The sequence below is a fragment of the Streptomyces bluensis genome (genome assembly GCF_014650715.1).
Taxonomy (GTDB): Bacteria; Actinomycetota; Actinomycetes; order Streptomycetales; family Streptomycetaceae; genus Streptomyces; species Streptomyces bluensis.
In genome coordinates this window covers 509,603-528,918 of the sequence record NZ_BMVM01000003.1, presented here as the reverse complement: position 1 = coordinate 528,918, position 19,316 = coordinate 509,603, and the positions used below count along the sequence as shown (strand labels likewise).

The window sequence follows — 19,316 nt, the reverse complement described above, 5'->3', positions numbered from 1 at the left end:
CGCCGTAGCTGTTCGGGCCCTCAGTCGTGTGCCCAGGACGTGACCATGCCCGACAGGGCCTTCTCGGCCTCGTCGGCGTCCGGGCCGTCGCCCCGGGCGGTGGGGGCGAGTTCCACGTGGACGAACTTGGCGTGGTGCCGTTGAGCGGTCTTGCCCTGGACGTTGGTGACGCCTTCGAGCGGGCACTTGTCCTGCCAGCCACGGCATACGCGCAGCCCGTCGGCCTCCATGGAGTCGGCCATGGCGGAGGTCTCGGTGTGCGCGCTCTGGGCGGCGCCGGTGGAGACGACGGCATCGTAGGGGCGGTCCGTGCCCTCGGCGAAGCCGTGCAGCTGGACACCCGGTACGTCGCGCTTCTGGAGCTCCACGACGACGGTGTGGAAGGCGCTGTCCTCGCGGTGGGCGACATCGGCGGCGTCCTCCGGGCCCGCGCGGCGGTGGGCGCCGGCCAGGACGAGTGAGCCGCCGGGGTTGTCCTCCAGGAGCCGTACCCCGAGGAGCTCGGTGTCCCGGTCGCTCATCGGGTGGGGGACCTGGGCGTTCCAGCGGAGGCGGGCGTCGGCGTTCAGGTACAGGCGTCCCCAGCGCTGGGCCTCGCCCGGCCGGCGGGCCGCGATCTCGTCGTACCTGCGTCCGGACTCGGTGTCGGTGAGGCGGGTGACCTTGAGGCCGATGGGGGAGAGGACCTGTTCGGCCCGCGTGGCGTTCCCGTCCAGGAGGTTCCCCACGCCCTCGGACAGTTTCTCGCGCTGGGCGTCGCTCGGCGGGGTGTAGTCGCCGTCCGGCTGGAACTCGGCCGTATACGCGAGGATCCGGCTGCGGAGATCCACCAATTCCCGGGAACGTGGAGCGGATTCGTCCGTTCCCTGCCCTGTGGGTGACTGGCAGCCGAAAAGCGCGAGTACGAGTCCGACTTGTGCCAGTATGCGAACGAAATGTGATTGTCTTGTGACAGCAACGGGACTGACGCATGTGAGGCCCATGTGAATATGGCGCGGTGACACTTCGTAATCCTCTCCGGATCGGTCGTTCGGTTGCCGCCCTGGCGACGGTCGTCGCCGTGACCACCGCGTGCAGTTCTGGTACCCCGGCGGCGAAGGTGAAGCCGGGCGGGCGCTCGTTCACCGTCGCTGCCGCCGGTGACGTGCTCATCCACCCCGAGCTGGTCGAGCAGGCCGCCAAGGACGCCAAGAAGACCGGCAAGGGGGAGGCCGGGCTGGACTTCGGCCCGATGCTCGCCGGCGTGAAGCCGGTCATCAGCAAGGCCGACCTGGCCATCTGCCACATGGAGACGCCGGTCGGAACGCCCAAGGGGCCCTTCGAGGGCTACCCGGAATTCCTTGTTCCGCCGCAGATTCTGACGGCCCTCAAGGATGTGGGTTACGACACCTGCTCGACGGCCTCCAATCACACCTACGACCATGGCCTGAAAGCCGTGCGGCGCACCTTGAACGCCATGGACAAGGCCGGCCTCGGACATACCGGCTCGGCGCGCACGCCCGAGGAAGCAGAACAGATCAACATACGTGACGTCAACGGCGTGAAGGTCGCCCATCTCGCGTTTTCCTGGGAATCTTTCCTCAACCCGACGCCCGAGAAGGAGAAGTGGGCGTTCAACCGGATCGGTTTCGAGGAGATCAAGAAGGCCGAGGAGCGGGCCCGGAAGAAGGGCGCCGAGGTGGTGATCCTCTCGGTCCACTGGGGGCTGGAGCACTACAACGAACCCAGCATTCCGCAGCTCCGCCTCGCGGAACGGATCACCGAGGAGACGGGGATCGATCTCGTGATCGGGCACCACGCCCACGTGGTGCAGCCGATCCAGAAGGTGAACGGCACCTGGATCGCCTACAGTCTCGGCAACCAGATCGCCCGTCACTCCACGCCGACCGGGCTCACCGAGGAGGGCGCGATCGGCTGGTTCGAGTTCCGCGAGACGACGGACGGCAAGTGGGACGTCTCGGCCCGCTACGCCCCGACGCTGGTGGACATCCCGCCGGAGCTGGAGGCCGGTGAGAAGGCGCCCGCCGGCGCGGTCGAGGACCACCGGTTGGTGGACGTGCGCAAGGCCCTCAAGGACGCGGACGTCTCCGAGGAGCGGCTGGCCCGCTACCGGCTGGCGGAGGACCGTATCCGGGGCTTCCTCTACAACCGCGGGGCTCCGGGCGGGGACGGTCTGAAGGAGCTCCCGTTGCAGCGGTGACCAGCGCCACTGCGTGAGCCAGGCCACTGCGTAGCCAGGCCGTCGCGCGAGCCACGCCACTGCGTGAGCGCCGCGACGGCGTGAGCAGCGCCACAGTGCATTCCGGGGCGAGAGACACAACCTCGGCGCTCCTTATCAGTCTTTTAAGTGACGGCTGTGTCATGCCCCCGCGTTTCGGCGGTGTTTCCGGCAGGCGCCGTCATCCGTAGAGGTCGGAGGAGACCACCGGTGACATCCACTCGTGCCGCGAGCCCTGGGAAGGGCGGGCGGCGACGAAGCCGAAGACGAGCGGACATGCCGCTCCTGGGCGGTATCCGTCCGCCCATCGCGCTGCTCTGCGTGCTGGTGCTCGCCCTCGCCGGACTCACCGCCAAGGTCCTCGGCCCCGCCGGTGAGCAGGTCGTGCCGGAGGCGGTGCTGTCCGCGCAGCAGCACTTCGCGGAGGACGGCGCCATCGCCCTGCGGGCCTCGATCGACGAGCGAGTCGCCGACCTGAACCGCACCGCGGCCGCGCTGAACGAGGGCACACCGGTGGAGCCGGAGCGCGTCCTGTCCGACCTCGGCAAGACGTACCAGAAGTGGACCGGCACCACGGTCCTGGACCTGGAGACCGGCAAGGTCCTGGCCGCCAGAGGCGAAACGATTCCTCTCGCCTGGCTGGACAAGGACGTCCTCACCGGGGGCAAGGCGCTCAAGCCCCGTATGGTCCGGCTGGAGACCGGTGACGTACGGCTGATGACCATGGCCGTCCTCGACTTCGCGGACCGGCCGCAGCAGCTGCTGATCGCGTCCAACAGCCTGTCCGTGCCCGCCATCAACCTGGGGCAGTTCCGCTCCATGGCGGTCGTCGCCACCGGCGGTGAGGTCCTCGCCACGGCCGGCTTCGAGCAGTCCGAGGCGCTCAACTCGGACCAGGAGCGCCAGGAACTCGCCTTCCTCCAGAAGCAGATGAGCAAGCTCTCCGGCCGGGCGGCCGACGAGACCGAGCAGAATCCCGTCAGCGCCAGGGAACCCGGCTCCCGCGGTTACCCCGGCGTCAGCGGAAGCCTGGTCGGCGGGTCCTACAACGGCCGGGTCGCCACCGCCGGGTACGCCTCCCTCGCCTCCGCCGATCCCGAGGACAAGCAGAGTGTGGGCGCGGGGCTCGGGCTCACGGTGGTGGCCATGCTCCCCGCGGTCCAGCAGCAGGCCGCCGCCCCGGGCCGGGAGCTCTACGGGCTGCTGGCGGCCGGCGCGCTGGTGGTGCTCGGTCTGTTCGCGGTGACCGTGCTCCTGGTGACCGTACAGCGGCCGCTGCTGCGGCTGTTCCTGGAATCCCGCCGGCTCGCCCGAGGTGACCTGACCCGGCCGGTGGCCGTGCCCCGCTGGGGTGAGGCCGCGCGTATCGGCCGGGCTCTGGAGCACCTGCGCGTCCAGCTCGGCGGCGGGGCGGACGAGCCCACCGAGCGCCGGCTGGCGAAGACACGGTTCGGGGTCCGTGGACCGCTCGCGCTGACGTCGGTGGTGCTGCTGCTGTGGTGTGTGCCGGTCGGTCTCCTGCTGAACCGCACGGACGACTCGGTCAGCGTCCCGGCCTCCATGGTCAGCGACCAGCGCGACCGCACCGACCTGGTCGCCGACCGGGTGCGCCGGGCGCTCAACGAGGCCCAGGCGGACATGGTCTCCACGTCCCGGCTGATCGGCGGGGACGACACCGCCGCCACCACCAAGGTGCTGGCGGCCGCCCTGCGCGAGCACACCCGCTACCAGTCGCTGTACCTGCTCTCCTCGGACGGCGACGTCCTGGCCCGCGCGGGGGAGGAGCCGAGCGCCCGCTGGAGCGGCGAGGAGGACCTTCCGCCGGTCCGGGTCGCGGGCAAGGGCGGGAAGAAGCCGGTCATCCAGGTCGGAGCCCCCGTCCCGGACCGGAAGGGTGAGACCGTCGTCGGCGAGGTCAGGGTCGAGTTCCTCAACTCGCTGCTCAAGCGGCCCGGCCTCGGCGAGGTCCGCGTGGTGGACTCCAAGGCGCAGACCATCGCCGCCAGCGACGGCTTCCTGGCCTTCGAGAAACTGCCGCGCGACGCGCTCACCGGCCTCGTCCGGGCCGGCAGCGTCCCGGTCGGCGCCGGCCCCGTGGAGAACGGCCTGCTGATCCGCGAGGGGCGCGGGGTCACCGTCGCCGCGGCGGCCCCCTTCTCCGGCGGCGGCGTTGCGGCGGACCTCGGCTGGACCGCGGTCAGCTGGCAGAACGCCAAGGACTTCCAGATCGCCGCCTACCAGCTGGAGGACCGCAGCGTGCTCGCCGGGCTGCTCGGGCTGGCCCTGATCGTCGTCTGCCTGGGCTGGGTGTTCCTGGTCGTGGCCCGGCCGCTGCGGGCGCTTGCGACCGGCGCCGAGAAGCTGGCGGACGGTGACCTCAAGACCGTGCAGTACCCCCGCTACCAGGACGAGGTCGGTGCCGTCGTACGCAGCCTCGAACTGATCCGTCAGCAACTGCAGGCCCGTAAGCAGAACCAGGCGCGCCGGCTCACCGAGCCACAGCCCGTCGGCCGGGGAAGGTGACCCAGCTGTGCTCTATCTCTACTTCGTGCTGCTCATAGGCGGTGTCGCGCTGCTCGTGGCGGGCATCGTGGAGCAGCGCCGGCACTACGCCAGCCTGCACAGCATCCCCTCGCGGGTGCTCGTCAACGGCATCCGCGGCAAGTCCTCCATCACCCGGCTGTGCGCCGGGGCCCTGCGGGGCGGGGACCTGGTGACCGTGGCCAAGACGACGGGAACGGCCGCGCGGTTCATCCACCCCGACGCCACCGAGGAGCCGGTCTACCGCAAGTTCGGTATCGCCAACGTGGTGGAGCAGATCGGCATCGTCCGCCGGGCCGCCACGTACCGTCCCGACGCCCTCGTCATCGAGTGCATGGCCGTCATGCCGGCCCTTCAGGAGGTCAACCAGAGCAAACTGATCCGCTCCACGATCGGCGTGCTGTGCAACGTCCGCGAGGACCACCTCGCCGAGATGGGGCCCACCCTGGACGACGTGGCCCGTTCGCTGTGCCGCTCGATGCCCGAGGACGGCATCTGCGTCACCGCGGAGAAGGAGCGCTTCCACATCCTCCAGGAGGAGGCCGACGCCCGTAACTGCAAGCTCGTCTACGCCGACCCGGACACGGTCACCGACGAGGAGCTGCGGGGCTTCAGCTGGTTCACCTTCAAGGAGAACGTCGCGATCGCGCTGGTCGTCGCCGAACTGCTCGGCGTGGAACGGCAGGTCGCCCTGCAAGGCATGTACGACGCCCCGCCGGACCCCGGTGTCCTCTCCGTGGAGCGCTACCTCACGCCCGAGGGCAAGCGGCTCGCCTTCGCCAACGTCTTCGCGGCCAACGACCCCGAGTCGACGCTGATGAACATCAACCAGCTGCTCGACCTCGGCGCCATCCACCGGCCGCTGAACGTCGTGATCAACTGCCGCCCCGACCGCGTCGAGCGCAACGGCCAGATGGGCGAGATCATCCCCGACCTCCAGCCGGACAACGTGTTCGTCATCGGGCACCCCGCCAAGAGCGCCATCGACGCCATCCCGGCCGAGTGGCGCGACCGCGCGATCGACCTCGGCGGTGAGCGGCGCTCGGCCGAGGAGTTCATGCCCGCCCTGCTGGAGCGCATGGCCGACGACTCCTCTCTCGTCGCCATCGGCAACATCCACGGCCAGGGCGAGGAACTCCTCGAATACCTGGCCGAACTCCCGGCGGACGACTCCACCCCCGAGGACACGGACCAGCCCGCGGACCCCGTGCTGCCGGCCCAGCCGGCCCGCCTGGACCCGTACGCCTCGTACCCCATGGCCTACGAGGAGCGCTACCAGGCCTCGCAGACCCAGGAGATCCCGGTGATCCGCATCCCGGCCCCGGCCCAGCAGCGTCGCCCCTCGTGGGCCCAGCACGCCGACGAACACCAGAGGCCGTACGTCCCGGAGCCGCAGGCGCCGTACGCCGCCCCGGTCCAGGAGGCGTGGCAGTACGGCGACGACTCCCACGGCGGCCACCCGTACCCGACGGCCGACGGCGGTGGGCAGCATCCCCACTCCTGACCTCCGCGGACGGGGACGACACCCCGCACCCGCACGCCGCCGACCGCCCCGCACCACGACCCGCACCCGTGCCCGGAGACCCCGTTGACCACCGCCGCCCTGACCCCCGAGATGGCCGCCCTGGGCATCGCCATCGGCCTGTTCTTCTCGCTGCTGTGCTACCTGACCACCAACCTGTCCCCCGGCGGAATGATCACGCCGGGATGGATCGCCCTCACCCTCATCGAGGACCTCCAGCGGGCGGCCATGGTGGTCGGCGTCACCGCCCTCACCTACGGGGGCACCAAGGTGATGCAGCGACTGGTGATCCTCTACGGCAAGCGGCTGTTCGCCGCGGTGGTCCTGCTGGGCGTGCTGCTCCAGTCCACGGTGATGATCGTGCTCTCGATCGAGTTCCCGCTGCTGTACGGCAACCAGACGCTCGGCTTCATCGTGCCCGGTCTGATCGCCTACCAGATGGTGCGCCAGCCCAAGGGGGCCACGCTGCTGGCCACGGGCACCGTCTCGCTCATGGCCTACATCGTCGTCGCCGCCGGGCTGCTGCTCGGCGTCATGCCCACCGTCTGAAGGTACGGGGAGAGAAGTCATGGCAGGGAAGAAGAAATCGCGGCCGGTCCTTTCCGCTCTTGTGGTGCTGGCGCTCGTGGGGACGTCCGGCTATCTCACCGTCGAGCTCCGCAAGCAGGACGAGCAGGGCGTGACGGAGATCACCAACGTCGGCGTGCTGGACGGCTCCCGCGGCGGGTCGAAGAGCGCGGACACGGGCGAGGAGACGTGGTCCCGGCTGGAGCACCCGGCCCGCTCCGTGCTGCGCGGGGCCGACGGCCAGGTCAAGGCGGTGCTCACCGACGGGGCGCGCACCGCGACGCTGACCGGGCCGTCCCGTACCTTCGCGGAACCCTCGTCCACCAGCTCCAAGGTCTCGACGACGGACTGGGTGCGGCTCATGCCCGAGCGGTGGAAGAAGGGCGCGGAGAAGGAGAAGTGGTTCAAGGACTGGTACGCCGAGAACGAGGGCAGCAAGAAGGACGACCTCTTCGCCTTTGCGTTCCAGTACGTCGAGGGCGCCAAGGAGAAGAAGGACGCGCAGGGTGTCGTCTACGCCGGTGACGCCAACTTCGGGCCCCTGAACACGACGGGGGCCGAGGGCGGTGACCTGCGCCTTGAGCAGTCCGACTTCTACGACTACCTCGGTGTGCCGTACCCCTTCCGGGACGGGGTGGTCGGGCAGCCGGAGTCGATGCGTGCCAGGTCCATCGACTGCTCCGGGTTCATGCGCATGGTGCTGGGCTACCGGGCCCGCTACCCGCTGATGTCCTCGGACAAGTCGGGGGACGGGCTGCCGCGTACCGCCAACGGTATGGCCCGCTCGAAGCAGGGTGTCGACGTGCTGCCGCTGACCGGGATCACGGCGAAGGACCGGCCGACCGGGATCGACCAGTTGCAGCCGGGGGACCTTGTCTTCTTCAAGCTCGACACGCGGACCGGGGAGCGGCTGGACCACGTCGGGATGGTCCTCGGCTACGACACCGAGGGGCACCTGATCTTCGTGTCCAGCCGCGAGGAGGTCAACGGGCCGACCATCGGTGACGTGGGGGGCGTGTCGCGGCTGGATGGGAACGGGTACTACGCGAAGACGTTGCGGAGCGCCAAGCGGTTGTGAGGGGTGGGGTGGCGTGGGTGCGGGGGGCTTGGAGGGTGTTTTCGCCCCCGCCGCCCCTACCCGTCCCATCCCTTCCCGGGGGCTGCCGCCCCCAGACCCCCGCTTCGGCCTGAACGGCCTCGTCCTCAAGCGCCGGACGGGCTGTGAGTGGGTGGCTGGGGGTGGGTGGTTTGTGCGGGTGGTGGGGTGTGTTGGCCTGGACGGCCTCGTCCTCAAGCGCCGGGCGGGCTGAGGATGGGGTTGGGGTGGGTTTGGTGTGGGCGGGGTGTGTCCGGCTGAGCCGCCTCGTCCTCAGGCTCCGGACGGGCTGGGGGGCTGGGGTGTGTCGGGCTGAGCGGCCTCGTCCTTGAGGGTCGGACGGGCTGGGGCTGGGGTGGGTTTGTGGGGGTGGGGTGTGTCCGGCTGGGCCGGCTCGTTCTCAAGCGTCGGGCGGGCCGGAGGCCAGCCCTCTGCTCGCGTGTTCGGTTACTCGTTTGCGGCGGCTGAGGCCTGGGCCTCGCCTCGGCGGCGGATCTGGCGGAAGGTGAACTCGGCCAGGTCGTCGCCCGTTTCGAACACCGCGGTGTCCTTCTCCGTGACGTCCTTGCCGTTGGTGAAGCCGGCGAGCGTGAAGTACGCGTAGCGGCCGTACGAGTTGGTCGTGGAGCGGCAGATCGCCGTACGGCAGAACTCGGGTACGCCGTCACCGGAGAGGGAGGAGATGATGCTCTTGTCGTCGGCGTCCTTCTTGGCCTTGGTCGCCTGGGCCTCGGTGTCGAAGAGGGCGACGCCGACCGTGACCGCGACGCCGTCCTTGGTGTAGGTGACGCGCATGACGCGGGTGCAGTCGTTGTTCGTGAGGACCTTGTCGAGGGTGCCCTGGGCCACCGAGGCGCAGTCGGCGGTGGAGGCCGTGGCGCCCTTCTTGTAGACGGACTCACCCATCGTCAGCTGCGATCCCGGGAACAGGCTCTCCGCGCTGAGCGGAGCCGTGTCCTTCTTCGCGCTGGAGATGAAGTCCTTGGGGTCCAGCGGGGGCGGGGCCGACGTCGGCGCGAAGGACGGCTCGGAGGCGTCGCTCGCGCTCGGGATGGCCGCGCTGCTCGGCAGGTCGTTGGCGGGGTTGTTCGAGGCCTCGGCGTCGCCGTCCGCGGAGACGACGGCCACGGCGACGGCGGCGCCTATGGCGATCGTGGCCAGGGCGCCGCCGGCTATGAACAGCACACGACGCCGCTTGTTACGCGTCTCGGACGCCTCCGCGAGCGCCGCCCAGTCGGGGGTCTGCCCCCCCGGGTCCGACCACTGCGGCTGCTGAGAACCCGGCTTCCACGGATCCCACTGAGGCTCCCCTTGCCCAAAACTCATGGACCGCATTTTAGACGGGGGTTGGGGCGTGCTGTTCAGGGTGTTGGGGCACTTGAGCCCCTAGCGTGACCAGAATGAACATGGACGTAGAGGGCATTTCTGGTCACTCTGGTCGGCCTCAACGGCGGCAGTACGGGCGGGTGTGGTGGTCGGGATGGGCGCTGGGGCGGGCGTCCTGGCCGGCGTGGACGGCACTCGGGGTGGTGCTGTGCGCGCTGATCGCGAGCGCGGCGCAGGCGTCCGCGGCAGGGGGAATGGACAACGGCATCGTCGTGCAGGCGGCGCGCACGCTCTGGAACGGCGGGTCGCCCTACGACGACCAGCGGTTCCTCTACTTCCCCAGCGCCATGCTGGCGGCGGTGCCCCAGCTGATCGTGCCGTCGGTCGTGCTGCGAGTGCTGGTGCCGGTGGTGACGACCGGCCTCCTGATGGCCGGATGGGCGTGTGCGCTGCGGCTGTACGGGGTGCCGTGGCGCAGCCGGTTCGCGGTGCTGGGGCTCCTCGGGCTGGCGGTGGGGTTCGCGCCGTTCGCGCACCTCGTGAGACTGGGGAACTGGACCGCGACGGCGGCGGTCGCGCTGCCGCTGGCGCTGCTGCTCATGTCGCGGGGGAGGTGGGGTGCGGCGGGGGCGGTGCTCGGTGCGGCCGTCGCGCTGAAGCCTTTGCTCGCGCCGATGGTGCTGCTGTTCGTGTTCGCGCGGCGGTGGCGTGGACTGGGGCTGATGGTGCTGGTCCCGGCGCTGGCCTCCGGCGGTTCGGCGCTGCTGATCCCGAACCCGGCGGGCTTCTTCACCCGGACCCTGCCGTACCTGGTGAGCGGGCAGGACGATTTCGCGCGGCTGTACGAGGCCTCGCTGGGGGTGGTGCTGCCGAGGCTCGGGGTCCCACAGGCGGTGGCGGCCGCAGTGGCCATGGTGGCGGCCGGGGCGGGGCTGTGGTGTGCGTACGCTCGGTGGCGGCGTGGGGGTGACGCGGTGCTGCGGCTGACGGAGACGGCGTGCCTGCTGATGCTGTCGGTGTTCCTGGTGTCGCGGCCGTCGTTCGACCACTATCTGATGCTTGTGCTCCCGCTGATGCTCGCGAGCGCGGTGCTGCCCGGCTCCGTGGCCCGTAGTCCATGGTTCTGGCTCGCGCTGATTCCGCAGGCCCCCGGGTTCACACTGCAACTTCTGGAGGTGCCGACGCGGCGGGCCTTCAAGGACGCGGTGACGCTCTGCGCGCTGGTGGTGACGCTTGCCTGTCACCGGCCGCCCGTGGAGGAACCCGTCCCCCCTGCCCCTCTCGATGCGCGTCCAGAGCCCCATCCCCAGGGGCAGGCGGCGGAGCCCGGCGGCAGCGGTCCGGCCCCGTTTTGACCCGTCCCCGCGGGCCCGGCTATCCTGCATGTTCGTTATGTGTATTGGCTTGCTCATTCTCACGTGAGGGGCCCTTACACCGGTCCACCGGGCCGATGACCAGCGACCAGCACGCGGCTTGCGTCACCGCAGTGCGGTCATGGCTGTCGTGATCGTCTTCGGTGACCTTGTCAGGAACCTCACTGAAGAAGCGAAGGCTACGAACCGTGCGTACGTACAGCCCCAAGCCCGGCGATGTGACGCGTCAGTGGCACGTCATCGACGCCCAGGACGTCGTCCTGGGTCGTCTTGCCACCACCGCCGCCACCCTCCTGCGCGGCAAGCACAAGCCCATCTACGCGCCGCACGTCGACGCTGGTGACTTCGTCATCATCATCAACGCCGACAAGGTGCACCTGTCCGGCAACAAGCGGACCCAGAAGATGGCGTACCGCCACTCCGGCTACCCGGGTGGTCTGCGCTCCGTCCGTTACGACGAGCTGCTGGCGAAGAACCCGGAGAAGGCCGTCGAGAAGGCCGTCAAGGGGATGCTTCCCAAGAACAGCCTCGGCCGCCAGATGCTCTCCAAGCTGAAGGTCTACTCGGGCGACCAGCACCCGCACGCTGCCCAGCAGCCGGTGCCGTTCGAGATCACCCAGGTCGCGCAGTAAGTCCGGCCAACCCCCAAGCCTGAAGAGAATCTGAGGAGAATCGTGGCCGAGACCACCGCTGAGCAGCCGGTCGAAGAGACCGAGCTCGTCGACATCGACAGCTACACCACCGAGTCCGAGGTTCCGGTGGAGGGCGAGTACACCTCCGAGTCCCTCGCCTCCCGCTTCGGCGAGCCCCAGCCGGCCGCCGGCCTGGGCCGTCGCAAGAACGCCATCGCCCGTGTCCGGATCGTTCCGGGCTCCGGCAAGTGGAAGATCAACGGGCGCACCCTTGAGGACTACTTCCCGAACAAGGTGCACCAGCAGGAAGTCAACGAGCCCTTCAAGGTGCTGGAGCTTGAGGGCCGCTACGACGTCATCGCCCGCATCGCGGGTGGCGGCGTCTCCGGCCAGGCCGGTGCGCTCCGTCTCGGTGTCGCCCGCGCCCTGAACGAGGCCGACGTCGACAACAACCGCGGCCCGCTCAAGAAGGCCGGCTTCCTCCGCCGCGACGACCGCGCGGTCGAGCGCAAGAAGGCCGGTCTGAAGAAGGCCCGCAAGGCCCCGCAGTACAGCAAGCGCTAATCGTCGCTCGCTGTATCGCACGCATCGCCCCGGCGGCACGTTCTGTGCCGTCGGGGCGGTTCGTTTACCGGGATCAATGCTTTATCGCAGGCTTATGCGCACGCCCCACGCCCCATGCCCCACACCGCACCCCCGCACGGCTACACGGGTGGACAGGACAGGCACTCCGGGGAGAGAAGGCCGGACACAGGGCAACCGTGTAGTGCGGGTGACGGTCGACTTCACGGGAACCCGGGACACCACGGGAGGTATCCCCGGTTCAACCAGGGGATATATCCCATACTCAGTACATTCGGAGGACACACAGTGGGACGACTCTTCGGCACGGACGGCGTGCGCGGCGTCGCCAACGCGGATCTGACGGCCGAGATGGCCCTCGGCCTCTCCGTCGCGGCGGCCCACGTACTCGCCGAGGCGGGCACGTTCGAGGGCCACAAGCCGCTGGCGGTCGTCGGGCGCGACCCGCGGGCGTCCGGGGAGTTCCTGGAGGCCGCCGTGGTCGCCGGCCTCGCCAGCGCGGGCGTGGACGTCCTGCGCGTCGGTGTGCTGCCCACCCCGGCCGTCGCCTATCTCACCGGCTCGCTCGGTGCCGACCTCGGCGTGATGCTCTCCGCCAGCCACAACGCCATGCCCGACAACGGCATCAAGTTCTTCGCCCGCGGCGGCCACAAGCTCGCCGACGAGCTGGAGGACAGGATCGAGGGCGTGTACGAGGAGCACCGGACCGGAGCGCCCTGGGACCGGCCCACCGGTGCGGGCGTCGGGCGCGTGACGTCGTACGACGAGGGGCTCGACCAGTACGTCGCGCACCTCATCAGTGTCCTGCCCCACCGGCTCGACGGCCTGAAGATCGTGCTGGACGAGGCGCACGGGGCCGCCGCCCGTGTCTCGCCCGAGGCCTTCGTCCGCGCCGGAGCCGAGGTCGTCACCCTCGGCGCCGAGCCCGACGGGCTCAACATCAACGACGGGTGCGGCTCCACGCACCTCGACCCGCTGAAGACCGCCGTCGTCGAGCACGGCGCGGACCTCGGCATCGCGCACGACGGTGACGCCGACCGCTGCCTCGCCGTGGACCACGAGGGCAACGAGGTCGACGGCGACCAGATCCTCGCCGTGCTCGCGCTGGCGATGCGGGAACGGTCCGTCCTGCGGGCCGACACCGTGGTGGCCACCGTCATGTCCAACCTCGGCTTCAAGCTCGCGCTGGAGCGTGAGGGGCTGAAGCTCGTCCAGACCGCGGTCGGCGACCGTTATGTGCTGGAGGAGATGAAGGAGCACGGGTACGCCCTCGGTGGCGAACAGTCCGGGCACGTGATCATCCTCGACCACGCGACGACCGGGGACGGCACGCTGACCGGGCTGTTGCTGGCCGCCCGGGTCGCCCAGAGCGGCCGTACGCTCAAGGACCTCGCGTCCGTCATGGAGCGGCTGCCGCAGGTGCTGATCAATGTGCGCGACGTCGACAAGTCCCGGGTCGCCACGTCCGCGGAGCTGGCGAGTGCCGTCGCCGACGCCGAGCGTGAACTCGGGTCGACCGGGCGGGTGTTGCTGCGGCCGTCCGGGACAGAGCCGCTGGTGCGGGTGATGGTGGAGGCCGCGGACATCGATCAGGCGCGGTCGGTCGCCGGGCGGCTCGCGGACACGGTGAAGTCGGCGCTGGGGTAAGGGCTGTCCCGGGCAGGGAGTGGGCGGGTGCCCTGTTGGCGGGCTGCGGGTTCGTCGCTACAGAGATCGCCACAGGGATCCCTACAGAGGTCGCTACAGAGGTCGCTACAGGGGTCCCTACCGGGGTCGCTACAGGGTGCTCCTCGCCGCCGTACGTTCCCGCTGCTTCGCCCACAGCCACTTCTGGGCCAGGAGCGTGAGGGTGCCGGCGAGGACGATGCCCAGGAGGTTCAGGAGCAGCTGCTCCGTGGAGCCCCAGGTCTGGGCGGTGTCGCCGTAGCTCAGGGCCACGGCCGCGTTCGCCGCGGCCGGGACCGTCGTCACCGAGATGGCCACTCCCACCAGGGCGCCCGACTTGGCCGAGGTCAGCGAGAGGGTGCCGGCGATACCCGCGAGGACCGCCACGACGAAGGAGAACCAGTCGGGGGCGTAGACGAAGCCCGTGTTGGGCCGTTCCGCCCGCAACTGCGCCTCGCTGAACAGGCCGACCGCGTCCATGAAGAGGCTGAAGCCGACCGTCACCGCCATCGCCACGGCGAAGCCCACCAGCAGCGCGATGAGCGAGCGGAGCGCGAGGCGCGGGTGGCGTTGCACGAGGGCGGTGGAGAAGCCCGCCAGCGGGCCGAACTCCGGGCCCACCGCCATCGCGCCCACGATCAGGACCGCGTTGTCGAGCACCACACCGCAGGCCGCGATCATCGTGGCCAGGGTGATGAAGGCAACGTACGTGATCGACAGCGTCGACTCCTCGTGCGTCGCGTCCGCCAGGTGCTCCCACAGCACCGCGTCCGCGCCCTCGCCCGGCGCCTCGTCCTCGGCCTTCTCGGCGCGCTTGGAGAGCGACAGGTCGATGTTCTCCACGGCGATGGAGCCCGTCGTGTCGAGGCCCAACGCACGGAGCGCGCCGATGAGTTCGTCGCCCGCCTCGCGCGCCACATCGCACAGCACCACGTCCCCGGCGGGATTGCGGGCGGCGCCGGGCAGCACGACGAGATGCGTGGTGCCGACCGTCCGCTCGACGAGGCGCACCACGCCGTCGGTCTTGTCGGACGGTGTGATCAGACGCAGATGCAGCATGGGGGCAGGCTAACGGTCACAGGCAAGGGTCAGAGTTTGCGCAGACTCAGGCGCTGCACCTTGTGGTCCGGGCCCTTGCGCAGGACCAGGGTGGCGCGGCCACGGGTCGGCGCCACGTTCTCGGTCAGGTTGGGCCGGTTGATGGTGCGCCACGTCGTGCGGGCGTAGTCCAGGGCCTCCTCCTCCGACACCTGGGTGTACTTGCGGAAGTAGGAGGACGGGTCCTGGAAGGCCGTCCGGCGCAGCTTGCGGAAGCGGCTCAGGTACCAGCGTTCGATGTCCTCGGTGCGGGCGTCGACGTACACGCTGAAGTCGAAGTAGTCGGCGAGGGCGACACGGGTGCGGCCGTCCTTGCCGGGGAGAGCGGGCTGGAGGACGTTCAGGCCCTCGACGATGAGGATGTCCGGGCGGCGCACCGTGAGCCTCTGGCCGGGGACGATGTCGTAGATCAGATGGGAGTAGACGGGCGCCGTCACCTCGTCCTTGCCCGCCTTGATGTCGGCGACGAAGCGGGTGAGCGCGCGGCGGTCGTACGAGTCGGGGAACCCCTTCCTCGACATCAGGCCCCGCTCCTGGAGCTCCTTCATCGGGAGCAGGAAACCGTCCGTCGTGACCAGTTCCACGCGCGGGTGCTCGGGCCAGCGGGCCAGCAGGGCCTTCAGCAGGCGGGCGACCGTGGACTTGCCGACGGCGACGGAGCCCGCGACACCGATGACGAACGGGGTGCCGGACTGGGAGCCCTGCTCGCCGAGGAAGGTGTTCAGCGCACCGCGCAGGCCGTTCGTGGCACCGACGTACAGATTGAGGAGCCGGGAGAGCGGCAGGTAGATGTCCCGCACCTCGTCGAGGTCGATGACGTCGCCCAGGCCGCGCAGCTTCTCGACCTCCTCGGCGGTCAGGGGCAGCGGCGTCTTGTCGCGCAGCGCGCTCCACTCGGCACGGGTGAGGTCGACGTAGGGAGTCGCCTCCGGCCTGGGCCGGTGGGCGCTCCGCGGCAACGAGGAGACCGATGAGATCACAGTTCATTGTCACGGGTGTTGACGGAGTACGGACGGGCCGGCGGGGTGGGGTCCGTCACGCGAGGGGGCCCTTACGTATGACTTGTCGCTGTGTATGACTTGTGTCGAAGGTATGGACCGGAGGTGGGGGAGGGGATAGCGTCCGCCTGCCGGGAGGGAGCCGCCTCCCGGCCCGTCGGGGGTTTTGGGGTGGTCTTGTCATGCGCCTTCGTGATGCCGTACGGATGCGGGATGTCGTGCGGATGCGGGATGTCGTGCGGATGCGTGATGTCGTGCGCCGTAGATCTACGCGTGTCGAATCCGTTTTCGCCGGACGTGTGTGCAGCGAACTGGCGGACGACCTGCCGGACGAGGACCTCGGGGAGTACCTCTACGACTGCATCGACATGTACCGGATGGGCAGCAAGCCCCGGTGCGAGGAGGTCGAGTACCTGGGGATGGTCCAGGAGGCCATCGACCGGCTGGAGCAGGGCTGCTGAAGACCTTCGGGCGGCTGAGTCAGCCGTGGATGTCCCGCCACGCCGCCGGGATCGCCTCCGCCACGTCGTGTGCGCCCGCCGGTGCGCCGTCCGCCGCGTAGCGGCCCGCCAGGCCGTGGACGTACGCCGCGACGCTCCCCGCGTCCAGGGCGGACAGACCGGCCGCCAGCAGCGAGCCGGCGAGACCGGAGAGGACGTCGCCGCTGCCCGCGGTGGCCAGCCAGGGTGTGCCGGTGGGGTTCACGCGGACCGTGCCGCCGTCGGGGCCGGCGACCAGCGTGGTGGAGCCCTTGAGGAGCACGGTCGCGTCATAGCGGCGCGCGAGGTCCCGTACGGCCGTCAGGCGCGCCCCTTCGACCTCCTCGCGTGAGGTGCCGAGCAGCGCGGCGGCCTCTCCGGCGTGCGGGGTCATGAGCGTGGGTGCGGTGCGGGCGCGTACGGCGTCCCGGTCGGCCAGTCGCAGGCCGTCCGCGTCGAGCAGCACGGGCACGTCGGTGGCGAGGACCTCGCCCACGGGTCCCGCGTCGTCTCCGGCGCCGGGGCCCACGACCCAGGCCTGCACCCGGCCCGCGTGCTTCGGGCCCCGCTCCGACACGAGGGTCTCCGGGAAGCGGGCGATCACCGCGTTCCCGGCGGGGCCGACGTACCGCACGGCTCCCGCCCCGCCGCGCAGGGCGCCCGAGACGGCGAGGACGGCCGCGCCGGGATAGCGCGCGGAACCGGCGGCGATCCCCACGACACCCCGTCGGTACTTGTCGCTCTCGGCGGCGGGGCGGGGCAGCAGCGCCGCCACGTCCGCGTGCTGCAACGCCTCCAGGTCCGGGTCGGCGGGGAGAGTGAGCCCGATGTCGACGAGGCGTACGGAACCGGCGTACTCGCGTGCCGGGTCGACGAGCAGGCCCGGCTTGTGCGTCCCGAAGGTGACCGTCAGGTCGGCGCGGACGGCCGCGCCGCGCACCTCCCCCGTGTCGGCCTCGACACCGGACGGCAGGTCGACGGCGACCACGGCCGCACCGGACGCCGCCGCGAGTGCGGCCAGCGGCGCGGCGTCGGGGCGGAGACCGCCCTTGCCGCCGATGCCGACGATGCCGTCGACGACGAGGTGGGCGCGCTGGAGGGCGTGGTCCGCCTGGTGGGGCGGGACCACGGTGCCGCCCGCCCGGCGCAGGGCTTTCAGGCCGCCGGGGTGGGTGTGGTCGGGGTTGAGCAGGACGGCCGTGACGCCCGCGCCGCGCTTCGCCAGGCGGGCGCCCGCGTACAGGGCGTCGCCGCCGTTGTCGCCGCTGCCGACCAGGAGGACGACGCGGCTGCCGTACACCCGGCCGAGCAGGTCGGCGCAGGCGGCGGCCAGTCCGGCGGCGGCGCGCTGCATGAGGGCGCCGTCGGGGAGCCTGGCCATGAGCTCGCGCTCGGCGGTTCGGACGGTTTCCACGCGGTACGCACTACGCATGCTGTCGAGTCTCCCGTACGGTCGCTGAACGGCCACCTCGCGGCACCCCGAGGCGCCGGGGGGCCACCCATCCAGAGGGCCACCTTGGGGCTACCCGTCCTGGGGGCCACCCAGGGGCCACCCTGGGGCTACCCGTCCTGGGGCGCCCTCCGCATGGCTCGTGGCTACCCCTCCGCCACCACCACCGCCGACGCCACGCCCGCGTCATGGCTCAGCGAGACATGCCAGGAGGTGACGCCGAGTTGGGCGGCGCGGGCGGCCACCGTGCCCTGGACACGCAGTCGGGGCCGGCCGCTGTCCTCGACGTAGACCTCGGCGTCCGTCCAGTGCAGGCCCGGTGGGGCGCCCAGCGCCTTGGCCAGCGCCTCCTTCGCGGCGAAGCGGGCCGCCAGCGAGGCGACCCCTCGGCGTTCGCCGCTCGGGAGGAACAACTCGCCGTCCACGAAGAGGCGTTCGGCCAGCCCCGGCGTGCGCTGAAGCGAGGCACGGAAGCGGTCGATCTCGGCTACGTCGATGCCGACCCCGATGATGCTCATGCCCTGCACCTTACGGGCCGCCCGTACGGGGCCGTCACCGACGTCGACGCCGATGGCTTACGCGGACGCCGACCGCTTACGCGGCGTTGCCGGTCGTCAGTGGCGCGGCGTGGGGTAGCTCTTGGGCAGGCGCATGCCGCGCTCGGCCATGATGTCCCGCACGCGGTTCGGGTAGTCGGTGATGATGCCGTCGACGCCCATGTCCATCAGCGCCTCGATGGTGGCGGGGTCGTCACAGGTCCACGGGATGACCTTCAGCCCGCGCCGGTGCGCCTCGGAGATCATCTTCTCGTCCGGGTAGAAGCGGAAGTTCGGGTCTGCGATCGTGCCGTTCTGCGGGAAGCCGTAGTTGGGAGAGAGCGCGGTGACGCCCGCAAGGGTGGCGGCGGCCTTGACGAAGTCGCCGTCGTAGTCGTCGGCGTCGATGCCGCCGAGCCACGGGGAGGCGCCCGGCTTGCCGACCTGGAGGAAGTCGTAGTTCGTCAGCGCCACCAGCGGGTACGACGGCGCGAGTTTGTGCATCTCCTTCAGGGCCCCCCAGTCGAACGACTGGATGGTGACCTGCTTCTCGATGCCCGAGCGGTGGATCTCCTCGTAGACGCGCCGCACGAACAGCTCGCGGGGCGCGGTCTGCTCGGGCGCGCCTGCCTCGACCTTGGTCTCGATGTTCAGCTTGACCTGGTGCGCCCTGTAGCTCTTGACCAGGTCGAGGACGTCCTTGAGCTCCACCATGCGGAAGCCCTTGATCTGCTCCTGCTCGGGATAGCCGGGCAGCTGCTGAAAACCGCAGTCCATGGTCTTGATCTGAGCCAGGGTGAGGTCCTTGATGTATTTGCCGACGTAGGGGTACATCGGGTCACCCGGCGTCAGCGGGCTGGTGTCCTTGCACTTGTTGGCGCTGACCTGCCGGTCGTGCGTGACCACGACCTTCTGGTCCTTGGTGATCTGGGTGTCCAGCTCCAGGGTGCTCACCCCGAGACGCAGCGCCTTGCCGAAGCCCTCCAGGGACTCCTCGGTGGTCAGACCCAGGCCGCCGCGGTGGGCCTGAAGGTCGAAGTGGCTCTTCTGGGGCAGGACTTCGGGCTGAGAGGCGGTGGCCGCCTGGGCGGTCGCCGGGAAGGCGAGCGCGGGCACGACGGCCAGAACAGCGAGTGCATGCCGGAGGGACATTTATGCCTCATTCATCTCATACGAAACTCGACCACGTGAAGCTAAACCGCAGGCGCGGACCGCACGGAAGCCCATCCGTTA

17 protein-coding genes are annotated in these 19,316 nt (G+C 70.3%); 10 read left to right on the top strand and 7 right to left on the bottom strand.

Features of this window, described 5'->3' with window-relative positions; all coding sequences use genetic code 11:
- Positions 1-20 precede the first annotated feature (20 nt).
- Positions 21-830 carry a hypothetical protein gene (locus IE262_RS12350; RefSeq protein ID WP_373305034.1) on the bottom strand — a complete coding sequence of 270 codons (810 nt, stop codon included), beginning with the start codon at positions 828-830 and terminating at the stop codon, positions 21-23.
- 212 nt (positions 831-1,042) lie between these two features.
- Between IE262_RS12350 and IE262_RS12345 the strand changes: the two genes are divergently transcribed.
- The 5 genes from IE262_RS12345 to IE262_RS12325 all read left to right on the top strand — a co-directional run bounded on the left by IE262_RS12345 (position 1,043) and on the right by IE262_RS12325 (position 7,926).
- Complete coding sequence (locus tag IE262_RS12345) at positions 1,043-2,200, top strand: CapA family protein (RefSeq protein WP_373305039.1); 1,158 nt, start codon at positions 1,043-1,045, stop codon at positions 2,198-2,200.
- A gap of 294 nt (positions 2,201-2,494) precedes the next feature.
- On the top strand, positions 2,495-4,741 hold the full coding sequence (locus IE262_RS12340; RefSeq protein ID WP_189873501.1) for a HAMP domain-containing protein: 2,247 nt from the start codon (positions 2,495-2,497) through the stop codon (positions 4,739-4,741).
- A 7-nt stretch (positions 4,742-4,748) separates the two neighbouring features.
- Positions 4,749-6,263: a poly-gamma-glutamate synthase PgsB gene (gene pgsB / locus IE262_RS12335; RefSeq protein WP_229877226.1), complete on the top strand. Its 1,515-nt coding sequence runs from the start codon at positions 4,749-4,751 to the stop codon at positions 6,261-6,263.
- 84 nt (positions 6,264-6,347) lie between these two features.
- The gene (locus IE262_RS12330) at positions 6,348-6,830 is read left to right on the top strand and encodes a poly-gamma-glutamate biosynthesis protein PgsC/CapC (RefSeq protein WP_134040855.1); all 483 of its coding nucleotides are present in this window, start codon (positions 6,348-6,350) and stop codon (positions 6,828-6,830) included.
- A 19-nt stretch (positions 6,831-6,849) separates the two neighbouring features.
- Entirely contained in the window at positions 6,850-7,926 is a 1,077-nt protein-coding gene (locus tag IE262_RS12325) for a C40 family peptidase (RefSeq protein WP_134040857.1), read from the top strand.
- A gap of 465 nt (positions 7,927-8,391) precedes the next feature.
- On the opposite strand, the gene IE262_RS12320 is transcribed toward IE262_RS12325, so the two are convergent.
- Complete coding sequence (locus tag IE262_RS12320; RefSeq protein WP_134040859.1) at positions 8,392-9,270, bottom strand: hypothetical protein; 879 nt, start codon at positions 9,268-9,270, stop codon at positions 8,392-8,394.
- A 74-nt stretch (positions 9,271-9,344) separates the two neighbouring features.
- On the opposite strand from IE262_RS12320, the gene IE262_RS12315 reads away from it, so the two are divergent.
- From IE262_RS12315 to glmM, 4 genes are all read left to right on the top strand, one after another.
- Positions 9,345-10,625: a glycosyltransferase 87 family protein gene (locus tag IE262_RS12315; RefSeq protein WP_229877225.1), complete on the top strand. Its 1,281-nt coding sequence runs from the start codon at positions 9,345-9,347 to the stop codon at positions 10,623-10,625.
- A gap of 206 nt (positions 10,626-10,831) precedes the next feature.
- Positions 10,832-11,275 carry a 50S ribosomal protein L13 gene (gene rplM / locus IE262_RS12310; protein ID WP_134040861.1) on the top strand — a complete coding sequence of 148 codons (444 nt, stop codon included), beginning with the start codon at positions 10,832-10,834 and terminating at the stop codon, positions 11,273-11,275.
- Between the two features lie 42 nt (positions 11,276-11,317).
- On the top strand, positions 11,318-11,839 hold the full coding sequence (rpsI, locus tag IE262_RS12305) for a 30S ribosomal protein S9 (protein ID WP_134040863.1): 522 nt from the start codon (positions 11,318-11,320) through the stop codon (positions 11,837-11,839).
- A gap of 306 nt (positions 11,840-12,145) precedes the next feature.
- Complete coding sequence (gene glmM / locus IE262_RS12300; RefSeq protein ID WP_134040865.1) at positions 12,146-13,504, top strand: phosphoglucosamine mutase; 1,359 nt, start codon at positions 12,146-12,148, stop codon at positions 13,502-13,504.
- A 129-nt stretch (positions 13,505-13,633) separates the two neighbouring features.
- Here glmM and IE262_RS12295 read toward each other — a convergent pair whose 3' ends face one another.
- Together IE262_RS12295 and coaA are read right to left on the bottom strand one after the other, a co-directional pair.
- Positions 13,634-14,581 carry a DUF389 domain-containing protein gene (locus tag IE262_RS12295; RefSeq protein WP_134040867.1) on the bottom strand — a complete coding sequence of 316 codons (948 nt, stop codon included), beginning with the start codon at positions 14,579-14,581 and terminating at the stop codon, positions 13,634-13,636.
- A 29-nt stretch (positions 14,582-14,610) separates the two neighbouring features.
- Positions 14,611-15,600, bottom strand: coding sequence for a type I pantothenate kinase (coaA, locus tag IE262_RS12290; protein ID WP_134040869.1), 990 nt, complete (start codon positions 15,598-15,600; stop codon positions 14,611-14,613).
- Between the two features lie 200 nt (positions 15,601-15,800).
- Here coaA and IE262_RS12285 point away from each other — a divergent pair, with 200 nt between their 5' ends.
- Positions 15,801-16,079, top strand: a complete 279-nt coding sequence (locus tag IE262_RS12285; RefSeq protein WP_189873610.1) for a hypothetical protein — start codon at positions 15,801-15,803, stop codon at positions 16,077-16,079.
- Between the two features lie 19 nt (positions 16,080-16,098).
- Here the strand turns inward: IE262_RS12285 and IE262_RS12280 are convergent, their stop codons facing one another.
- The 3 genes from IE262_RS12280 to IE262_RS12270 form a co-directional block, all read right to left on the bottom strand.
- Positions 16,099-17,529 carry an NAD(P)H-hydrate dehydratase gene (locus tag IE262_RS12280; RefSeq protein WP_189873499.1) on the bottom strand — a complete coding sequence of 477 codons (1,431 nt, stop codon included), beginning with the start codon at positions 17,527-17,529 and terminating at the stop codon, positions 16,099-16,101.
- Positions 17,530-17,693: 164 nt separating this feature from the next.
- On the bottom strand, positions 17,694-18,065 hold the full coding sequence (locus tag IE262_RS12275; protein WP_134040873.1) for a holo-ACP synthase: 372 nt from the start codon (positions 18,063-18,065) through the stop codon (positions 17,694-17,696).
- A 96-nt stretch (positions 18,066-18,161) separates the two neighbouring features.
- Positions 18,162-19,235 carry a glycerophosphodiester phosphodiesterase family protein gene (locus tag IE262_RS12270; RefSeq protein WP_189873497.1) on the bottom strand — a complete coding sequence of 358 codons (1,074 nt, stop codon included), beginning with the start codon at positions 19,233-19,235 and terminating at the stop codon, positions 18,162-18,164.
- Positions 19,236-19,316: the final 81 nt, after the last annotated feature.